The organism is Neobacillus massiliamazoniensis (genome assembly GCF_001048695.1).
GTDB lineage: Bacteria > Bacillota > Bacilli > Bacillales > Cytobacillaceae > Neobacillus > Neobacillus massiliamazoniensis.
Genome location: NZ_CVRB01000002.1, coordinates 839367 through 857764, shown reverse-complemented (window position 1 = coordinate 857764; position 18398 = coordinate 839367). Strand labels below are relative to the sequence as shown.

Annotated in this window: 13 protein-coding genes; 7 read left to right on the top strand and 6 right to left on the bottom strand. The window is 38.2% G+C overall.

Going from position 1 to position 18398, the window contains the following annotated elements; genetic code table 11:
* Positions 1 to 73 precede the first annotated feature (73 nt).
* The 5 genes from pdxK to BN1082_RS11920 form a co-directional block, all read right to left on the bottom strand.
* Positions 74 to 886, bottom strand: a complete 813-nt coding sequence (gene pdxK / locus BN1082_RS11940) for a pyridoxine/pyridoxal/pyridoxamine kinase (protein ID WP_090634563.1) — start codon at positions 884 to 886, stop codon at positions 74 to 76.
* Positions 887 to 1295: 409 nt separating this feature from the next.
* Complete coding sequence (lysS, locus tag BN1082_RS11935; protein WP_090634560.1) at positions 1296 to 2777, bottom strand: lysine--tRNA ligase; 1482 nt, start codon at positions 2775 to 2777, stop codon at positions 1296 to 1298.
* A 435-nt stretch (positions 2778 to 3212) separates the two neighbouring features.
* A complete protein-coding gene (gene potE, locus BN1082_RS11930) occupies positions 3213 to 4544 on the bottom strand; it encodes a putrescine-ornithine antiporter (RefSeq protein WP_090634558.1) in 1332 nt (443 codons plus the stop codon).
* Between the two features lie 135 nt (positions 4545 to 4679).
* Positions 4680 to 6890: an ornithine decarboxylase gene (speC, locus tag BN1082_RS11925; protein WP_090634555.1), complete on the bottom strand. Its 2211-nt coding sequence runs from the start codon at positions 6888 to 6890 to the stop codon at positions 4680 to 4682.
* Between the two features lie 78 nt (positions 6891 to 6968).
* On the bottom strand, positions 6969 to 9167 hold the full coding sequence (locus BN1082_RS11920) for an ornithine decarboxylase (protein ID WP_090634552.1): 2199 nt from the start codon (positions 9165 to 9167) through the stop codon (positions 6969 to 6971).
* Positions 9168 to 9615: 448 nt separating this feature from the next.
* Between BN1082_RS11920 and BN1082_RS11915 the strand changes: the two genes are divergently transcribed.
* The 7 genes from BN1082_RS11915 (at position 9616) to BN1082_RS11885 (ending at position 16238) form a co-directional block, all read left to right on the top strand.
* Positions 9616 to 10191, top strand: a complete 576-nt coding sequence (locus BN1082_RS11915) for a TetR/AcrR family transcriptional regulator (protein ID WP_090634550.1) — start codon at positions 9616 to 9618, stop codon at positions 10189 to 10191.
* 83 nt (positions 10192 to 10274) lie between these two features.
* Positions 10275 to 10613: a DMT family transporter gene (locus BN1082_RS11910; RefSeq protein ID WP_090634548.1), complete on the top strand. Its 339-nt coding sequence runs from the start codon at positions 10275 to 10277 to the stop codon at positions 10611 to 10613.
* Complete coding sequence (locus BN1082_RS11905) at positions 10613 to 10927, top strand: DMT family transporter (protein ID WP_090634998.1); 315 nt, start codon at positions 10613 to 10615, stop codon at positions 10925 to 10927. The genes BN1082_RS11910 and BN1082_RS11905 overlap by 1 nt, the downstream gene beginning before the upstream one ends.
* A 490-nt stretch (positions 10928 to 11417) precedes the next feature.
* Positions 11418 to 12941, top strand: a complete 1524-nt coding sequence (locus BN1082_RS11900; RefSeq protein WP_425412149.1) for a spore germination protein — start codon at positions 11418 to 11420, stop codon at positions 12939 to 12941.
* Positions 12922 to 14016 carry a GerAB/ArcD/ProY family transporter gene (locus tag BN1082_RS11895; RefSeq protein WP_090634544.1) on the top strand — a complete coding sequence of 365 codons (1095 nt, stop codon included), beginning with the start codon at positions 12922 to 12924 and terminating at the stop codon, positions 14014 to 14016. The genes BN1082_RS11900 and BN1082_RS11895 overlap by 20 nt, the downstream gene beginning before the upstream one ends.
* Positions 14013 to 15134 (top strand): Ger(x)C family spore germination protein, encoded by a 1122-nt coding sequence (locus BN1082_RS11890; RefSeq protein ID WP_090634542.1) that lies wholly within the window; start codon positions 14013 to 14015, stop codon positions 15132 to 15134. Before BN1082_RS11895 ends, BN1082_RS11890 begins: the two co-directional genes overlap by 4 nt.
* A 30-nt stretch (positions 15135 to 15164) precedes the next feature.
* Positions 15165 to 16238, top strand: a complete 1074-nt coding sequence (locus tag BN1082_RS11885; protein ID WP_090634540.1) for a pyruvate kinase — start codon at positions 15165 to 15167, stop codon at positions 16236 to 16238.
* Positions 16239 to 16531: 293 nt separating this feature from the next.
* Here BN1082_RS11885 and BN1082_RS11880 read toward each other — a convergent pair whose 3' ends face one another.
* Positions 16532 to 18148 (bottom strand): lactate permease LctP family transporter, encoded by a 1617-nt coding sequence (locus tag BN1082_RS11880; RefSeq protein WP_090634538.1) that lies wholly within the window; start codon positions 18146 to 18148, stop codon positions 16532 to 16534.
* Positions 18149 to 18398: the final 250 nt, after the last annotated feature.

The following is an 18398-nucleotide window of genomic DNA, read 5'->3' as shown; positions in this document are numbered from 1 at the left end:
TCTATTTTCAGTAGTTAATCATAAATGAACCCCTGCCGCAGATCCGGACAAGGGTTCATTTTTCCAAAAAATATTAACCTTTTAAAGTGCGGTATGCTCCATGCCAGGTTGGACCGACATATTCATTTAAACGGAAGCCTTGTTGGATGCCAGCAGTGACAAACGCCTTGGCCACTTCTACTGCTTCCTGAACCGTTTTCCCTTTGGCAATTTCTGCTGTTATCGCAGCGCAAGTGGTACAGCCGGCACCGTGTGTGAAAGTCGTTTCGATTTTTTCAGACTCGTAAATTTTGAATTCCTTCCCATCAAATAGAAGGTCAATTGCTTTTTCCTCCGATTGAAGCTTGCTGCCACCTTTGATGAAGACATTTTTGGCGCCTAAATCATGGATTTTCACAGCAGCATTTTTCATTTCCTCAATCGTGCGGGGTGTTCTTGTTTGCGCAAGCTGTCCTGCTTCGAAAAGGTTTGGTGTTACAACAAGTGCCCGTGGAACAAGCAATTCGCGCATTGCATCAGTTGTTTCCGGATTTAATACCTCATCTTCCCCCTTACATACCATAACAGGGTCAATTACAACTCGTTCTAATTGATGTTCTTGGATTTTTCTTGCTGCTAGCTCAATAATATCAACAGTTCCCAACATTCCTGTTTTCATCGCGTCAATCCCGACAGATAGGATCGTTTCCATTTGCTTTTCAAGAATATCTGTCGCAATTGGAAAGACGTTATGGTGCCAATAGTCTTTCGGGTCCATTGTGACGATACATGTGATCGCTGTCATCCCATAAACGCCAAGTTCCTGGAATGTCTTTAAATCTGCTTGAAGACCTGCACCGCCGCTTGAATCTGAACCGGCAATAGTCATTACTTTATTAATCGTCATCATATACTCCTCCTAAAAAATCCTCTTTTATTTCTATTTTATTATAATTTATCTTGCAAGATATACCATAGATTTTGGAATTGCTGATAAATTCAGTTTACAGCATTTTTACCAATGGAAGAATTTGATTCATAAGAAAGCTTACTCTCACGGAGCTGGGCAATAAGAAAAGCGGAAGCGCCTTCGTAACAAGCACAGCTTGTTCCTGCGAAGGTTATTCAAGGAAGATTTCCTTTATGCTCATCCCCGACAAGCATAAGACAAGCCGCCAGGAAGGTTGCTTTTTGACCTTCATGACGGATTGGCTTATGACCTCGAGGGGCTAGGCGCTGAAGCTAGACAATTCTCGTAGACAAAATGATATACTTTCTCATTAAAAAAGTGCCAGAAAAACTGGCACCTTTTAAAACTACCGTTGGCGCATTAATGGGAATAATAGAACATCACGTATAGACGGAGAATTTGTTAACAACATGATCAATCGGTCAATTCCGATTCCTAATCCACCTGTTGGCGGCAGACCGTATTCCAATGCTTCAATGAAGTCCTCATCCATTGGATGTGCTTCATCATTTCCTTGTTCACGCTCTTTTATTTGCTCTTCAAAACGCTCTCTTTGATCGATTGGATCGTTTAACTCCGTGAAGGCATTCGCATGTTCACGAGCTACGATAAATAATTCAAAGCGATCAGTAAATCTCGGATCCTCATCATTTTTCTTAGCAAGAGGGGAGATTTCCACTGGATGTCCATAAATGAACGTCGGTTGTATCAATTTTTCTTCTACTTTTTGTTCAAAGAACTCATTCACGATATGACCATAAAGCATATGTTCATTAATTTCGACACCGTTTTCTTTCGCTAATCGGCGTGCCTCTTCTAGGTCAACATTCCATAAATTTACACCGGTATATTCTTTAATCGCATCAACCATGTGGAGTTTTTTCCATTCTGGCGTTAAATCAACCTCATACTCCCCATATTGAATCTTGGTTGTCCCGAGAACTTTTTGAGCAACATGGGCAACTAAGTTTTCAGTAACACGCATGATATCTCGATAATCGGCATATGCCTCGTAGAGCTCAATCATTGTAAATTCAGGATTATGACGGGTCGAAACACCCTCATTTCTGAATACACGGCCTATTTCGTATACTTTTTCAAGTCCTCCGACAATCAGCCTTTTTAAATGAAGCTCAGGGGCAATCCGTATATAAAATGGAACATCAAGGGCATTGTGATGCGTAATAAATGGACGTGCAGCTGCGCCTCCAGGAATTGCATGCAACATTGGAGTTTCAACTTCCAGGTAGCCATGGGCATCTAAATAGCTGCGTATCTCACGAATAATACGGCTTCTAGTAATAAATGTCTCTCTACTTTCTTGATTCATGATTAAGTCCAGATAGCGTTGACGGTAGCGCTGCTCAATATCCTTTAAGCCATGAAATTTATCTGGCAATGGACGAAGCGCCTTACTTAAAAAAGTAAAATCTTGCACTTTGACAGAAAGCTCACCTGTATTTGTTTTAAATACCGTACCGGAAATCCCAATAATGTCGCCTAAATCAGCAGAATCGAAAATAGAATATTGTTCTTCCGTAACTGCATCTTCTCTAACATAGATTTGGATTTGACCAGTTATATCTTGAATATTGGCAAATCCAGCTTTCCCTTTTCCACGTTTTGTCATAATACGTCCAGCTAGTGTAACGAAAATCTTCTTTGCTTCAAGTTCTTCGTTTTCTAAGGCGTTATACTTTTCGACTAACTCACCCGCATAATGTGTACGATCAAAACGCTTGCCGAATGGATCAAGTCCATTTTCACGCATGGCAGTCATTTTTTCCCGTCTGACCAGCAACTGGTCATTTAACTCTTCTAGACTCATAGCTAACAACCCCTTTAAAATTTTGGCTCTCCGCCTTTTAGTGTTGGTAAAAAAGAAATTCTAGCTAGAGTTAGTGGATAAATTCCTTCTCAACTCTGATAGTTTTTCATTTTACCGGAAGTCTGATAAGAAAAGCGGAAGCGCCTTGGTCAGGGGCTTATGACCCCGAGCCCCTAGGAGCTGGACAATTCTCGAAGTCAAAATTTATACTTTCTTATTGTACTTGGAAAGCACTTAACAGCCTTCCGGTAAAATGAAGTCTGAATGAAGCTTATTCTGTGAGTTGAGAAGGATCTATCCTATTTATTTTGTTCTTCTGCAGTTTAAATGTATAAAATGGTAGAATATACCACAAATAAAATAATTTTTAAAAAATGAGAGTACTTCATGAAAAGCACCCTCATTTTTACTTAGTAACTTGAAAGTTTCCTTCTATTAAGAAGCTTTCTTAGCTTGAGCTGGTTGGGCTAAATCGAATTTGTGCGAAAGGAATCCATATAATGTCCAACCAGTGAAGGTTACGATCGAACCGTAAGTCATTGCCTCTAATCCAGAGCCATAAAGAGCGTATAAACTATAAATTGAACCAATAAGCGCAATGGTGGTTCCAAGTTTCGCCTTTTTAGCTGGAACATTGGCTTGTTTTTGCATGACCGCCAATGCAGCCATAGACAACAAATATGGAATAAGATTCGTTACTACTGCCAAGTTAACTAATGTATTAAATTGTTTATTTAAAGATGGACTAATTGTCATTAATGCTAATAATGTTTGAATAACACCAAGGATGATCATTCCAACAACTGGAGCATCAGCTTTTGTTACTTTAAGGAATACTTTAGGGAAATATCCTTCCATAGCAGAGCTCTTAAATACTTGAGCAATTGTAAACTGCCAACCTAGTAATGAACCCACACATGCTAAAGTCATTAACGCCATAACAACTTTACCAACAGCTGGAGTAAACATCGTCGCAAATGCTAGACCAAATGGTGCGTTAGAATTTGCCAAGTCCATATTAGGAACAATACCAGCAATAACGTTTGTAGAAATGATATAAATAACAGCAGCAGCTAAAGTACCACCAAGAACGGCGATTGGAACGTTTTTCTCAGGATTTTCAACAGCATCCGCATTAGCACAAGCAGACTCAAGTCCCAAGAAAGCCCATAAGGTGATTGAAATTGATTTTCCAATTCCTGTAAAGAATGAAAAATTATGTGGATTCCATGCTTGAGCGTATTGGTGTCCATCAAACCAGAACCACCCAATAATACAAATCGCAACTACAGGAGCAATAACGCCCCATACAGTAATACCACCAATTTTACCTGTGATTCCTGCTCCACCAAAATTACAAATAGTTGTTAACCATAAAACACCAATTGTACACATTCCGATTCCAACTGGAGATAATTTCAAATCAAATAATACAGTACCATAACCAACAGCAGTAACAGCGATGGCTACGTTAGCAATAAGCAATGACAAACCATACGTATAGTTGGCCATAAAGTTACCTGCTTTACCGAAGGCATACTCAGCGTATCCTCCCATACCTCCGCCTTTACGACTAAACATTCCACATTGAGCAAAAGCATACGCTAAAGCCAATGAACCTAATGCCGTAACGATCCAAGAAAGAATTGACATGGTTCCAACTTGTGCCAAGTTCGTAGGAAGCATGATGATTCCAGAGCCCATCATATTAACGGCTGTTAATATGGTTAACTGCATAGCATTCATTTTATTTTTTGTTTGACTCATAATTGACAGCTCCATTTATATTATTGTAAACTTGTAAAAGTTAAATAATTTTAGATAATTTCGAGAATAACCTCAAGCGATCATTCAATCATGAATTATTCACTTGAGATTATCCTTTTTTTGTCTTTTTTATCTTTATACTCTTGCTGTTTCTTTTTTCTCTTGACTAGCTTGTTCAGACGCAGGTTGTTGTTTGTCTAATACATATCCAAAAGCTTTAACCTTGCCATCTTCTTGTTCTTCAAAGTAAACGCCATGAATTTCACAAGAGAAGCCAGGGAAATTATTAATGCTTTCTTCTAAAGCTAAGAAATATTGTTGTACGGTCTCGGTCCATCTTTCACCAGGAACAACACAGAAGATTCCTGGAGGATAAGGTAGAGCACCTTCTAATGCAACTTCACCAACGATATCAGTTATTGGCACCAATTTAGAGTTGTTGCGGATTAACTCATATCTAGCTTGTTGAGGAATCATTACTGATTCTGGTAATGAAGCTTTACTAAATAATTGTTTTTGATATTTTTTAACATTTCTATTTTTATAGAATTCATGCATTTCTTGACAAAGCATTCCAATTGTATAGCCTTTATAACGATCTTTATTCTTGTTATACATTTTTGGAAGTACGACACTTAAAGGTGCATCTTCTTTTACAAATTGTTCAAAACGAACCATTTGTGATACTAGGTTTTGCATTTTTGTTTGTGTTGAAGCCGGTGTTAATAAGAATACAATGGAATTCAAATCATTTTTCTCAGGAATAATTCCATTTTCTCTTAGGAAGTTACAAAGAATAGTAGCTGGGATACCAGTTTCTTCATAATCACCTGTTTCAGCATTGATACCAGGCGTAGTGAACAACAATTTATTTGGGTCAACAAAATATTGGTTCTCGCCATAGCCTTCAAATGAATGCCATTTTTCACCTGGATGGAATTTGAAGAATTCTAGATTATTAGCAATTTCTTCTGTGTCAGCTTCTGCCCATTTCTTTCCGTTAATTACTTGTGGAATAAATGGTTTAATTAAAGAACAATTTTTTAATACTGATTTTCTTGTTTCAATGCCAAGCTTAACGGTGTCAGCCCACATCTTAAGTCCTGCTTCGCCATCGTGCATTCTAGCGTTAACATCCATACTTGCATATAAAGGATATAATGGACTTGTTGAAGCATACATCATATAAGAATTGTTGAAACGTTTATGATCTACATAACGCTTTTGTCCTTTAATATGACTATCTTTTTTATGAATTTGTGATGCTTGTGACAATGCAGCTAGTTGCTTGTGAATAGACTGTGTAACAAAAATTCCAGGGTCATTTTCGTTAAGTTCTAACAATAGTGGTGAACAGTCTTTCATCATTGGAATAAATTGTTCATAACCAACCCATGCTGAGTCAAATAGGATGTAATCGCAAAGATGTCCAATACGATCAACAACTTGACGTGCGTTATAAATAGTACCATCGTAAGTTCCTAATTGAATAACGGCTAATCTAAATGGTCTTTTTGCATCTACTTTTTCTGGTGCAACACTAGCAATTTGTAATCTTAAATAATCTTCATCGAAGCAGTGGTCATTAATCCCGCCGATAAATCCAAATGGGTTACGGGCAGTTTCTAAATAAACTGGAACACCACCAGCTTGTACTAAAGCACTATTATAAACTGATTTATGGTTGTTTCTGTCAAACAATACTAAATCGCCAGGTGCTACGGTAGCATTCGCTACAACTGAGTTAGCAGTACTTGTACCATTCATTACAAAGTAAGTTTTATCTGCATTAAACACCTTCGCAGCATGTTGTTCAGCATCCACTGGAGCGCCTTCGTGAATTAATAAATCTCCTAATTGTACGTCGGAGCAGCAAAGATCTGAACGGAATAGGTTTTCTCCATAATATTCATAGAAAGCACGGCCAGTAGGGTGCTTACGGAAGAATTGTCCACCTTGGTGTCCTGGAGTGGTAAATGAAGAATTTCCTTGATCCACATAACCAGTTAATGATTTAAAGAATGGTGGAAGTAAATTGGCTTCATATTGGGAAGCTGCTTCTTCAATTTGTCTGCTATAAAGGTTTGTGTCAAAATGATTTCCATCCACGATGTGGTAAACTTTACCAACAACGTCCTCTACAAGTTTATTCTCACTTGATTTGATCACAAATACTGGAATACCAAATTTTGTGCTATCTACTTCACTAACAAAACTTAATTCTTCTTCAGTTACAACCATTGCAGCTACATCTGTATAATCAGTGCAACCTAATTCAATTGTTTCACGATTTGTTGAAAAGAAATTCAATGATTCCGGACTGCAAGCAATCTTTAATTGTTTCATAATATTTTTCCCCTTTCTTTCTGCTTTTAAAGTAATTTTAAAAGCGAACAATAAGTGTGAAATCTTGATTTTTGCGTGTTATGCGTTTGCCAACTCTTTTTGCACCTTTTGAGTAGAAACACGTGTTTTATCATAAACATATCCGTATGCTTTGACAAGACCATTTTCTTCTTGTAAGTAAACTCCTTGAATCTCAGGAGAGAAACCAGGGAATTTATTAATTCCTTCTTCTAGTGCTAAGAAATATTGTTGGGCTGATATACTCCATTTTTCACCTGGAACAACACAGAAAATTCCTGGAGGGTATGGTAGTGCACCTTCTAACGCTACTTCACCAACGATTTCTGTTAATGGAACTAGTTTTTTGTTATTACGTACTAATTCCCATCTTGCTTCTTGAGGAGTCATCGCTACTTCAGGCAATGTAGCCTTTCTAAACAATTGCTTTTGATATGTCTTAACATCTAAATTTTTATAGAAGTCGTGCATTTCCTGACATAGCATGCGAATTGTGTATCCGTAGTAACGATCAATATTATTCTTATAAATTGTTGGAAGAACCTTACTTAAAGGAGCATCTTCCATTACAAATCTTTCAAATCTAGCAAATTGTGATACAAGATTTTGCATCTTAGTTGGTGTTTCAGCAGGTGTTAGCAAGAATAAAATGGAATTCAAATCATTTTTCTCAGGAATGATTCCATTTTCGCGTAAGAAATTGGTAAGGATCGTAGCTGGAATACCAAAGTCTTCGTATTCGCCTGTTTCAGCATTGATACCAGGAGTAGTTAACAAGAATTTATTTGGGTCAACAAAATATTGATCCTCGCCATAGCCTTCAAATGAATGCCATTTTTCACCTGGGTGGAACTTAAAGAATTCTAGATTATTAGCAATTTCCTCTGTATCGAATTCTTCCCATTTCTTTCCATTAACCATCGGAGGAATAAATGGTTTAATTAAAGAACAATTTTTCAATACTGATTTTCTAGCTTCGATACCCATTTTGATACAGTCAGCCCATAAGCGGCGTCCTGCTTCGCCATCCTGCATCTTAGCATTAAGATCAAGACTTGCAAAGATTGGATAGAAAGGACTTGTAGAAGCATACATCATGTAGGCATTATTGAAACGTTTATGATCTACATAACGGTCTTGACCTTTGATGTGCTTGTCCTTTTTATGGATTTGTGACGATTGAGAAAAACCTGCAAGTTGTTTGTGTACAGATTGAGTAACAAAAATTCCAGGATCATCTTCTTTTAGATCCAATAATAGTGGAGAGCAATCTTTCATCATTGGAATAAATTGTTCATAACCAACCCATGCTGAGTCGAACAAGATATAGTCACAAAGATGTCCAATTCGATCAATAACCTGACGTGCATTATAAATCGTACCGTCGTAAGTTCCTAATTGAATGATCGCTAATCTAAATGGTCTTTTTGCATCAACTTTATCTGGTGCAACACTAGCAACTTGTAATCTTAAATAATCTTCGTCGAAGCAGTGATCATCAATACCACCAATAAATCCAAATGGGTTACGGGAAGTTTCTAAATAAACTGGAATACCGCCGGCTTGAACCAAAGCACCATTATAATTTGATTTATGGTTGTTTCTGTCAAATAAAACAAGGTCGCCAGGAGCTACTACTGCATTGGTAACAACAACGTTTGATGTACTAGTTCCGTTCATTACGAAATAAGTTTTATCTGCGTTAAAGACTTTAGCTGCATACTTTTCAGCGTCCATAGCTGGACCTTCATGGATCAATAAATCCCCTAGTTTAACATCCGCATTACAGATATCAGAACGGAAGATATTTTCTCCAAAGAAGTCATAGAAGAAACGGCCTGCTGGATGTTTACGGTAGTATTGACCCGCTTGGTGTCCAGGACAATCGAATTGGATGTTTCCTTTATTCACGTACTCGCTTAATACATCAAAGAATGGTGGCAGTAACTCTTTTTCATACTGGGTTGCTGCATCTTCGATTTGTCCACTATAACGTTTTACGTCATATTGACTTCCATCGATCACGTGATAAACGTTACCAACCAAACGATCTTCGAGTACATCACTGTTTTTGAGGATAACAAAAACAGGAATACCGAATTTTGTATCTTCTAACTCCTTTATAAAATCAGTTTCCTCATCTGTTAATACAACTGCTGCTACATCTGTGTAATCAGTTTCTCCTAATCTCACAGTCTGTCTTTCTGTTGAAAAGAATACCTCTGATTCTTGGCTACAAGCAATCTTAAGATGTTTCATGATTTCCTCCTTTTTCATCTTTAAGATGTTGGATATCTTAGTTGCATCTCTTACATGAGCTAGTATGCGGCAAGTTACTATTTCCAGTCAATATAACCAAAAGGTATTTCAAAAAAGCTTCACAATTCGTTAAACTTTATGCCACATTTCCATGGTAATGCGTTGAAATATTGGAATAATTCCCTTTGTTAAAGAAATATATGGAAATAATTCGGGATATTCGGGCTAAATATTCTTATAAAACTAAATTATCTAAATTATCGTTATATAATTTTATTCTTATTATAATTAGGTGAATAATCGAAACGGTTACAAAACAATGGGATTGCCTTTGTTCATATAAAACTACAATTATACGATGCTTATGTGAGAAAAAGGTGGGAATCCCTTGACTAATTACCAAAAATCGTCTAAAATGAATGATAGTCAGTCATAATTGGGGGCGTAAATGGATAATAAAAAAACAAAAATCATTCATGCAGCCATTGATGTTTTCTGTGAACAAGGCATCGAAAAGGCGAAAGTATCGGATATCGTAAAAAAGGCAGGGATTGCTCAAGGGACATTTTATATCTATTTTTCTTCAAAATTGTCCATCATGCCGTCCATTGCACAAGTAATGGTAGAAAAAATGTTGGTTGAAATTAAAAAAAATGTTAAGGAAACGGACTCTTTTGTAGAGCAGTTAAGGACTGTAATTGATGTAGTCTTTACAATTGCTAAGGATTATCGGGAAATCTTTGCAATGATCTATGCAGGGCTTGCTTCAACGGAATTTCTACAGGAATGGGAAACCATCTATTCTCCATATTATTCATGGATGAGCAAATTCTTGGGTGATGCGAAAACCGCTGGTATTATTCGTGAAACGATTGATCCAGACCAAACTGCAGTTTTGCTTATTGGTCTAATTGAAACGGTAGCAGAGCAAACCTTTTTATATTCCCATGGTGACAAAAACATGGCTGATATCAAGAAAAAGGAAGTATTAGAGTTTGCGATGCATGGTTTAGGTATTAAATAAGGGGTATTAAGGGGATTTAAAGGGGATATTTCGAATTATCATGACTGAATGTCAGTCATGCTTGAACTAAGGGGTATTAAAAAATGAACAAAGCATGGATATATGTACTTTTAACCAGTCTTTCGGAATTGGTCTGGATATACGGCTTCCATACTGCTTCCAATTGGTGGGAATGGTTTTTCATTGTTATTTTTATAATGTTGGACCTTCATTTTCTTGCCAAGGCCTGTGAAACATTACCGACTGGAACAGTATATGCCATTTTTGCTGGGGCAGGAACAATAGGAACATTCTTGATGGACGTCTTTCTTTTTAATGAACAAGTAAGTTTAGTAAAGGTGTTCTTCATTATTATGGTCCTTGCAGGAGTTATTGGATTAAAGATGTCAGATAATAAAAAGGGGAAAAGGGCTGAACAATGATGGGATGGGTATTTGTTTTCTTTGCAGCAGTTAATGAATTAATAGGTGTATGGGGGCTGAACTTATTCAGCAAAAAGCGTACAGTTAAAAATGGGTTGATTTACCTTGGAGGGCTCAGTGCCTCCTTTGCATTTATCTATACTTCGTTTCAGTATTTGGATACAAGCGTAGCGTATGCTGTATGGACCGGTATCGGTACAGCCGGTGCGGTGCTTTTAAATATGATTTTTTATGGTGAGGGAAGAAGTTGGTCTCGACTTGCAAGTCTCGGTGCAATCATTATTGGGGTAACAGGACTGAAATTATTATCATAGTTTTACATAACAATTAATAATTGCCCTCTTTCATAAGTTACAAAACTTTTAAGCTCACTGGGAGTTCCCAGTGAGCTATTTTTTTGAATCGAGGGTGCCCCAAAAGTATTGCACCCCCTTTTTATTAATGGTCTGTTAATCTTTGTCTGTTGATTTCCGCTTTAGTGGCGGTCCGGGGAGCCTTCTCGGCGCTACCTGCGCCTCCAGGGTCTCCCCTGCCCCGTACTCCCGTAGGACGTTGAATTATCATCTTTGAATCAACACCGCACGAAGGAAATGCGATAGCATTTTCGAGGATCGAGCGCCTTCCGCTCCAATCAACATAGCGGAAGAATATTATGAACTTTGTTCATATAGTGATGCCTAACACCTTTTGGGACAGCCTCTATTTTTATTAAATCTATCAATTTTATCTGCAGCATCAAAGAATAATGCTCCTTTTAATGGTTAAATTAATAAAAATTGGCTTGAACCTAGGTGGAGTAGAATGATGGATCTTTTCAGAAAATTGTTTTCGAACAACCGGACAGAAAAAAGACCACATATGGAAATGGCTGTTTATTCTTCTTTAGAAAAAAATAAGGAATATATTGAAAACCAACTGTTTCATTCAAATGATCTGAAATGGCGGAGCATTAGGTTTAATCAGTTGGATGGTCTCATTTTCTTTATAGAATCCCTAACTGATCTACAAAGAATTCAAAACGAGATCATCCAGCCTATAGAAGAAAAAAGAGAAGGAACCGTTGATAAAGTCATTACTTCTTTGGAAATTACAAAAAAAACGGATTTCAGCGAGGTACCCTTTGCCTTAATTCAAGGAAATTGCGTATTGGTATTCGAAGGTACAGGAGAGGCTTTTGTTGTCAATGTAACTGCAGTTAATAAACGGAGTATTTTGGAGCCAGAGAACGAAGGGGTTATTCGCGGCGCTCATGATGGTTTTATAGAGGACCTCATGACGAATCTATATCTCGTTCGAAAGCGCATTCGAAATCCGAATCTAGTTGTTCGCTATTACCAAATTGGAAAGGAAACCAAAACAAAATTAGCTCTTCTCTATATGCAGGACCTGGCGAATCCGGATTTGATCATGGAAGTGGATCATAGAATTGATTCTATTACGATGGACACCACGATTTCGCCTGGATTCATTGCCGAAATGATTCAAGATAACTCATTTTCCCTCTTTCCGCAAACCTTATTATCGGAAAGACCGGATCGGGCTGTAGCTCACCTTATGGAAGGGCGCGTCGTTATTCTATCTGATGGAGACCCCTCTGCCCTGATTTTACCGGTGACTTTCTTTGCCTTTTTTCAAAGCCCGGGTGATTATAACAGCGGGTGGATTTCCGGATCGTTCCTACGGTTGATCCGTTTGATGAGCTTTATCATCGCCACTCTTATACCTGCTTTATATATTGCGATTATTGGCTTTCACCCTGAAATTCTCCCGGAAAATTTGATTTTTTCAGTAAAAAGTACGATTGACAGGGTTCCATTCCCACCTATTGTGGAGGCATTTTTTATGCAGCTTACATTAGAAGTACTGCGTGAAGCAGGGGTTCGTTTGCCGAGCCGGGTAGGTCAAACCATCGGTATTGTTGGTGGCTTGGTCATCGGTGAATCGGTTGTAAGAGCTGGATTGATTTCATATCCAATGGTAATTGTTGTCGCCCTAACAGCTATTTCTTCTTTTGTCGCACCGTCTCATGAATTAAGTATTGCAATGCGCATTCTGGGGTTCCCTCTCATGATCCTGGCTGCAATGTTCGGTTTAATCGGGATTACGTTTGGCATGCTTTTCGTCTTAATTCACTTATGTAAATTAGAGTGCTTTGGTACAGCCTATTTTGCGCCTGTCATGCCTCTTCGAATTAAAGATTTGAAGGATACATTTATTCGTTTTCCTATCTGGAGCTTGAATCAACGCCCCCATGATCCTCATCCACAAAGGATGAATCAAGAAAGAAATTCAAGGGAGTGGGAACAGGATGATACCGGAAAAGAATAAAATTACTCAAGGACAGCTCATGTTTTTTGTTATACAGTCCCAAGTGGGGGTAGGAATTTTATCGCTTCCTTATAAACTGCAAGCAAGCGCCAAGGGGGGAGCGTGGATTTCTGCTTTAATCGCCGGATTGGCCGTACAAATAATTATTTTGATTCTTTGTGCTCTTTGCAAACAATTTCCTTCCGATACGCTATATAGTTTCTTACCGAAGATTACTGGGAAATTTCTTGGAAATCTGCTTTGCTTTGCTTATATTGGCTATTACCTGCTTTCTGCAGGAGCTGCTCTAGGGAAGTTTGCCGATGTCGTAGGAAAGTGGGTGCTGCAAGAAACACCTAGATGGGCATTATTACTTCTCACTCTTCTTACCTGTATGTATTTGGCAAAAGAAAACCTTCGAGTAATTGCCAGACTGTTTGTCCTCTCTTCGTTCACGGTCTTTGTGATGGTGATATTATCCTTGATGGGTTATGTCAGAATGAACTTCAGTTATATTTTTCCTATAACAGAAGCAGGATGGGGGAAAATTATCAAAGGAGCGAATGATGCATTGTTTCCTTTAACTGGGTATGAAAATATATTGGTGATTTATCCATTTGTTGAAGGGAAAAGTGGCGGGAAATTAAAGGCAGTTTCTTTAGCGAATATGGTGGTTACCCTCTTTTACACTTTTGAAGTGTTTACCAGTTTAATCATTTTCAGTCCGGCGGTCATGCCTGAGGTATCGGAACCTCTCCTCTACATGCTAAAAGGTTTCTCCTTTCAGGTTATTAATCGAATCGATTTGATCTTTTTATCGTTATGGATCTTTGTTGTTACTACTTCCCTCGTTGCTTGGACATACGTGGCATCGGTTGGGTTTGGTCACTTCTTTCACAGGGGCGAACATAAAAAGGCCGTCCCTTATGCTCTATTCATACTCTTTATTTTGGGTCTGATAGCCCAAGATCCAGCAATTAGTGACTTATATGATCGAATGGTTGCGATTACTCATTATTCATTAATTATTGTACTTCCATTAATCCTGCTCTGTTTGGCGTACTTTCTTAGGAAAGGGGCGGCGGAAATCAGATGAAAAGGATCTGCTTTTTATGCGAAGCTGTTTTCATCCTCCTGTTCATGACTGGTTGTTGGGATCAAGATCTTTTAAAGAATGCCCGTTTGATTTATGGAGCAGGGTATGATCTCGGACCGAATAGCAAGATTCTCATGACCACTGTCATACGGGACGTGCCTGCTAGCGAACAAGGAAATCCTACAAACGATATTATTTTAACAGTTGGTAATACTCCAAGGGAAGCCCGCGATAATGCAGACGATCAGATATCACGATATCTTCGTGCTTATAAAAATCGGGTTGTTCTGATTGGTGAAGAACTGGCAAAACAAGATATTTATCCGATCCTCGATGTTTTTTACCGTGATCCTAAGAGTTCCTTAAACGCCAGGATCGGCGTAGTGAAAGGGAAGGCGGCAGATTTATTTGCCCTAAAAAAAGTTGGGAATGTTTTGATTGCAGAGGAAATTGATGAATTAATCAAGAGTAAAGAAGTGACTACTACCGTTCCCAAGGGGAGCGTTGAAACTATGTACCCTATTTTGATGGACCCCGGTGAAGATTTTGTTCTTCCATACCTTGAGAAAAAAGGGAAACGGGTGGATGTTTCCCGTGGTGCTATGTTTCATAACCATCAAATCACAGGTACACTGAGTCCTGAAGAATCTACCATGTATTTATTTTTGAAAAACAAACCAGGGAAAACGGCGAGATTCACAAGAAAAATAAGTAAACCGAAGGGTCATCAAATCAGTCATGATTTTTTGAGCTTTAATATAGACAAATCAAAGCGAAAAATGAAAGTACTGATTCAATCGGGTGATCAAATTACGGTTAATTTGAATTTAAAATGGAAAGTGAGTATTGTAGAATATCCGAAAGATCGCTTATATGATAAAAAACTGGTAGCGCAATTAAACCAGTATCTTACTAAAGAGATGACTGTAGTAGTAAAAGAAACTCTTGATAAAATGCAAAAAGCCCGCTGCGACGCATTAGGTATTGGCAGACAACTTATGGCGTTCCATCCTGAAATTTGGAAGAATCAGAAGAAAGACTGGGGTAGCAACTATCAAAAAGTGCATTTTGTTCCTACGATTCAGGTAGAAATTACGAAGAAAGGGATCATTAACTAACCGTTAATGAATGTTATGGAGGTGATGACTATGCCGATTAATCGTATTTGTACCATTGGACCTGCTAGTAATGATAAAAAAGTTCTTACTGACCTCATTCATCATGGTATGACGATCGCCCGATTGAATTTTTCCCATGGGACCCACGAGAGTCATCATAGTGTTATTCGATTAATAAAATCACTTAGTGAAGAGACTGGGCATAAAATCAAATTATTAGGTGACCTCCAAGGTCCAAAAATCCGATTAGGGAAAGTTAAAGATGAAAAAGTCATACTTAAATCTGGGCAGACCTTTACACTTCTCATTGATGAAGTGGTTGGGGATAATAAACAGGCAAGTGTTGATTATCAAGGTTTAGTTAATGATGTAAAGCCAGAGAATCGAATACTGATTAATGATGGTGCGGTAGAATTGTTGGTTACTAATGTGGAACAAAGAGGAGTTATCACTACTGTTAAAACAGGTGGGGAAATATCTTCGCATAAAGGGGTCAATCTTCCGGGTGTTATAACGAGTTTACCTGCTATTACTAAAAAAGATAAACAGGACATCGAATTCCTTTTACAAGAGGAAATGGATTACATTGCTTGTTCATTTATCCGGAAGGCATCACATATTAAAGAAGTCCGAAATTTTATCGAGTCTAAACAAGGACATACTCCTCAGTTAGTGGCAAAAATTGAAACGATGGAGGCAGTCCGAAATTTTCAAGAAATTTGTAAAGAGACCGATGCTGTGATGATTGCCCGGGGTGACCTTGGTGTCGAACTTCCTTTCCAATGGATTCCACTATTACAAAAAGCGATGATAAGTGAGTGTAACCGGATGGATACCTATGTTATTACTGCTACACAAATGCTGCAATCGATGGTGGAAACCCCATTACCAACAAGGGCAGAAGTCACGGATGTATTTCAAGCTGTAATGGATGGGACGAATGCTGTCATGTTGTCGGCAGAAAGCGCTGCAGGGCACTATCCTGTACAAAGTATTGAGACTTTGAAGCTTGTCTCTCAATTTGCTGAATGTGTGAGACTAAAAGCTCCATTTGATTTTGCCGAGATGCTTGGATTGATAAATTCTACCATTAGTTGTAAATAAATAAGAAATGCCAGGCACCACAATAAGTACAAAGTTCATGATAATTTTTCCGCTATGTTGATTGGAGCGGAAGGCGTTCGACTCCTGCGGGAGTACGGGGCAGGGGAGACCCCGCAGGCGCCAAAGCGCCGAGGAGGCTCCCCGGCACGCCCGCGGAAAGCGAACGCCTGGAGCGGAAATCAACAGACAAGTTTAACAGACCATTAATAAAAAGGAGGTGCCACTAAAAGTTATACTATTGGGACATCCTCCTTCCTTTTAATTGCCTGCAATTACTCTTCGAATGATAAAAACTAAAATATCAACCAACTTATGATCCCAATTATAACAAGTAAACATAAGCTATATTTAATTGTCACTTTAAATAACTCACTCTCTTTTCCGGCTAAACCAACTGCTGCTGCAGCAACAGCGATAGATTGAGGCGAAATCATTTTAGCCATTGTGCCACCCATTACATTGACTGCAACCATCGATTCAGGTGCTATGCCAATTTGAGCAGCGGTGACAGCTTGAAGTGGTGCAAATAAGGAACCGCTGTTTACAACAGAGCCTGTTAAAAAAACTCCTAGCCACCCTAACACTGGGGAGAATAATGGAAATACTGCTCCTGTGGAAGCAAAGGCTAAACCAAGCGTTGATGACATACCAGAGTAAGTACAAATGTAAGCAAAGGCAAGTACACTACAAATGGTTAGGACTGGTGAAAATAATTCTTTCGCCGTTTCTTTTGTAATAGCCATCAGTTGTTTACCGCTACAGCGAAAGAGAATGCTTGCGAAAATAATCGTAATGACAATAGCTGTTGTAGTAGATGAAAATAAATCTAATTTAAATACTGCTGCATATGGTGTGTCCTTCGGTACTATTGGTACATGCTTTATGACTAAGTTGTTTAATCCCGGAATTGGCAGCAATAACACTAACTTTTCTAAAGGACCGCCTGTGATAAATAAATTTTTAAAAAATGATAAATTAAACAAAGTAACAAATATCGTTAAAAATACGAATGGCAGCCAAGCATAAGCAATTTCCCCTAAAGAGTACTTAAGCTGTTTATCTCCGTGGTTCTCATTACTTACTCGGAAAATCTCTTTTGGTTTCCATACTTGTAAAAATACTGATAGTGCTAATAGGCTAACAATTGCAGCAAAGATGTCTGCCAGTTCAGCACCTAAGAAGGTTAGAACAATTGCCTGTGTTAATCCAAATGAAATTCCACTGACTAAAGCGGCTGGGAACGTTTGTCTAATTCCTTTCATCCCATCAATGATAAATATTAGTAAGAATGCTACTACAATACTTAATATGGGAATGACATATGCCGTATATCTTGCAACTACATGAGCGTCTAAACCTGTAAGTAATGCAGGGACAGTTACAGGAATGCCCATTGCTCCATATGCACCACCGGCAATGTTTGCAATCAAGCAAAGGCTGGCTGCATATATTGGACTAAATCCAAGTCCTACTAAAATAGCTGCTGTTATTGCAACAGGTGCTCCAAATCCTGCAGCTCCTTCCAAAAATGCACCGAATGAGAATGATACAATAAGAACTTGCAATCGTTGATCGGCTGTAATAAACGATATACTATTTTCTATAATTGTAAATTTGCCTGTTTTTACTGTTATCTTATAAAGGAAAATTGCCGCAAATACAATCGATGCTACTGGCCATATACCGGCTAAAACTCCAAAGACAGCAGACATCAAAACGAATATAGCAGGCATTTTGTAGATAAAAACTGCAACAATTCCAGCTACAATTATGCTGAAAAGTCCCGCAATATAGCCTTTTAATTTAAAAACTGTCAGCATTACAATAAAAAGGATTATAGGAATGGCTGCTATAATAGCTGAAAACCAAATGTTATTCAATGGATTATATACTTGGACCCATACATACATGCTGCTCAGCTCCTAATTAAATGTAGACCCCATATATTTTTAACAATTATCACAAAACTATGCTTTGTGTTTTGAAATAATTTACAATCCAATTCCCCAACAGAGGAAGTTCTGAATACAGACTGGCAACAAAAAAACAAAGGATTTTCACCCTTTGTTTTTTGTTGATAGTAAATGATAAAAACCTCATTTACTTATGATAAGATTAATCTTTTGAACATCTTCCTCGTTGCTCCTGGCAAACGCTCCA

Coding starts and splice junctions, on each gene's coding strand:
- pdxK (WP_090634563.1), bottom strand. CDS start 886: ATGACGATTAATAAAGTAATGACTATTGCCGGTTCAGATTCAAGCGGC.
- lysS (WP_090634560.1), bottom strand. CDS start 2,777: ATGAGTCTAGAAGAGTTAAATGACCAGTTGCTGGTCAGACGGGAAAAA.
- potE (WP_090634558.1), bottom strand. CDS start 4,544: ATGAGTCAAACAAAAAATAAAATGAATGCTATGCAGTTAACCATATTA.
- speC (WP_090634555.1), bottom strand. CDS start 6,890: ATGAAACAATTAAAGATTGCTTGCAGTCCGGAATCATTGAATTTCTTT.
- BN1082_RS11920 (WP_090634552.1), bottom strand. CDS start 9,167: ATGAAACATCTTAAGATTGCTTGTAGCCAAGAATCAGAGGTATTCTTT.
- BN1082_RS11915 (WP_090634550.1), top strand. CDS start 9,616: ATGGATAATAAAAAAACAAAAATCATTCATGCAGCCATTGATGTTTTC.
- BN1082_RS11910 (WP_090634548.1), top strand. CDS start 10,275: ATGAACAAAGCATGGATATATGTACTTTTAACCAGTCTTTCGGAATTG.
- BN1082_RS11905 (WP_090634998.1), top strand. CDS start 10,613: ATGGGATGGGTATTTGTTTTCTTTGCAGCAGTTAATGAATTAATAGGT.
- BN1082_RS11900 (WP_425412149.1), top strand. CDS start 11,418: ATGGATCTTTTCAGAAAATTGTTTTCGAACAACCGGACAGAAAAAAGA.
- BN1082_RS11895 (WP_090634544.1), top strand. CDS start 12,922: ATGATACCGGAAAAGAATAAAATTACTCAAGGACAGCTCATGTTTTTT.
- BN1082_RS11890 (WP_090634542.1), top strand. CDS start 14,013: ATGAAAAGGATCTGCTTTTTATGCGAAGCTGTTTTCATCCTCCTGTTC.
- BN1082_RS11885 (WP_090634540.1), top strand. CDS start 15,165: ATGCCGATTAATCGTATTTGTACCATTGGACCTGCTAGTAATGATAAA.
- BN1082_RS11880 (WP_090634538.1), bottom strand. CDS start 18,148: ATGTATGTATGGGTCCAAGTATATAATCCATTGAATAACATTTGGTTT.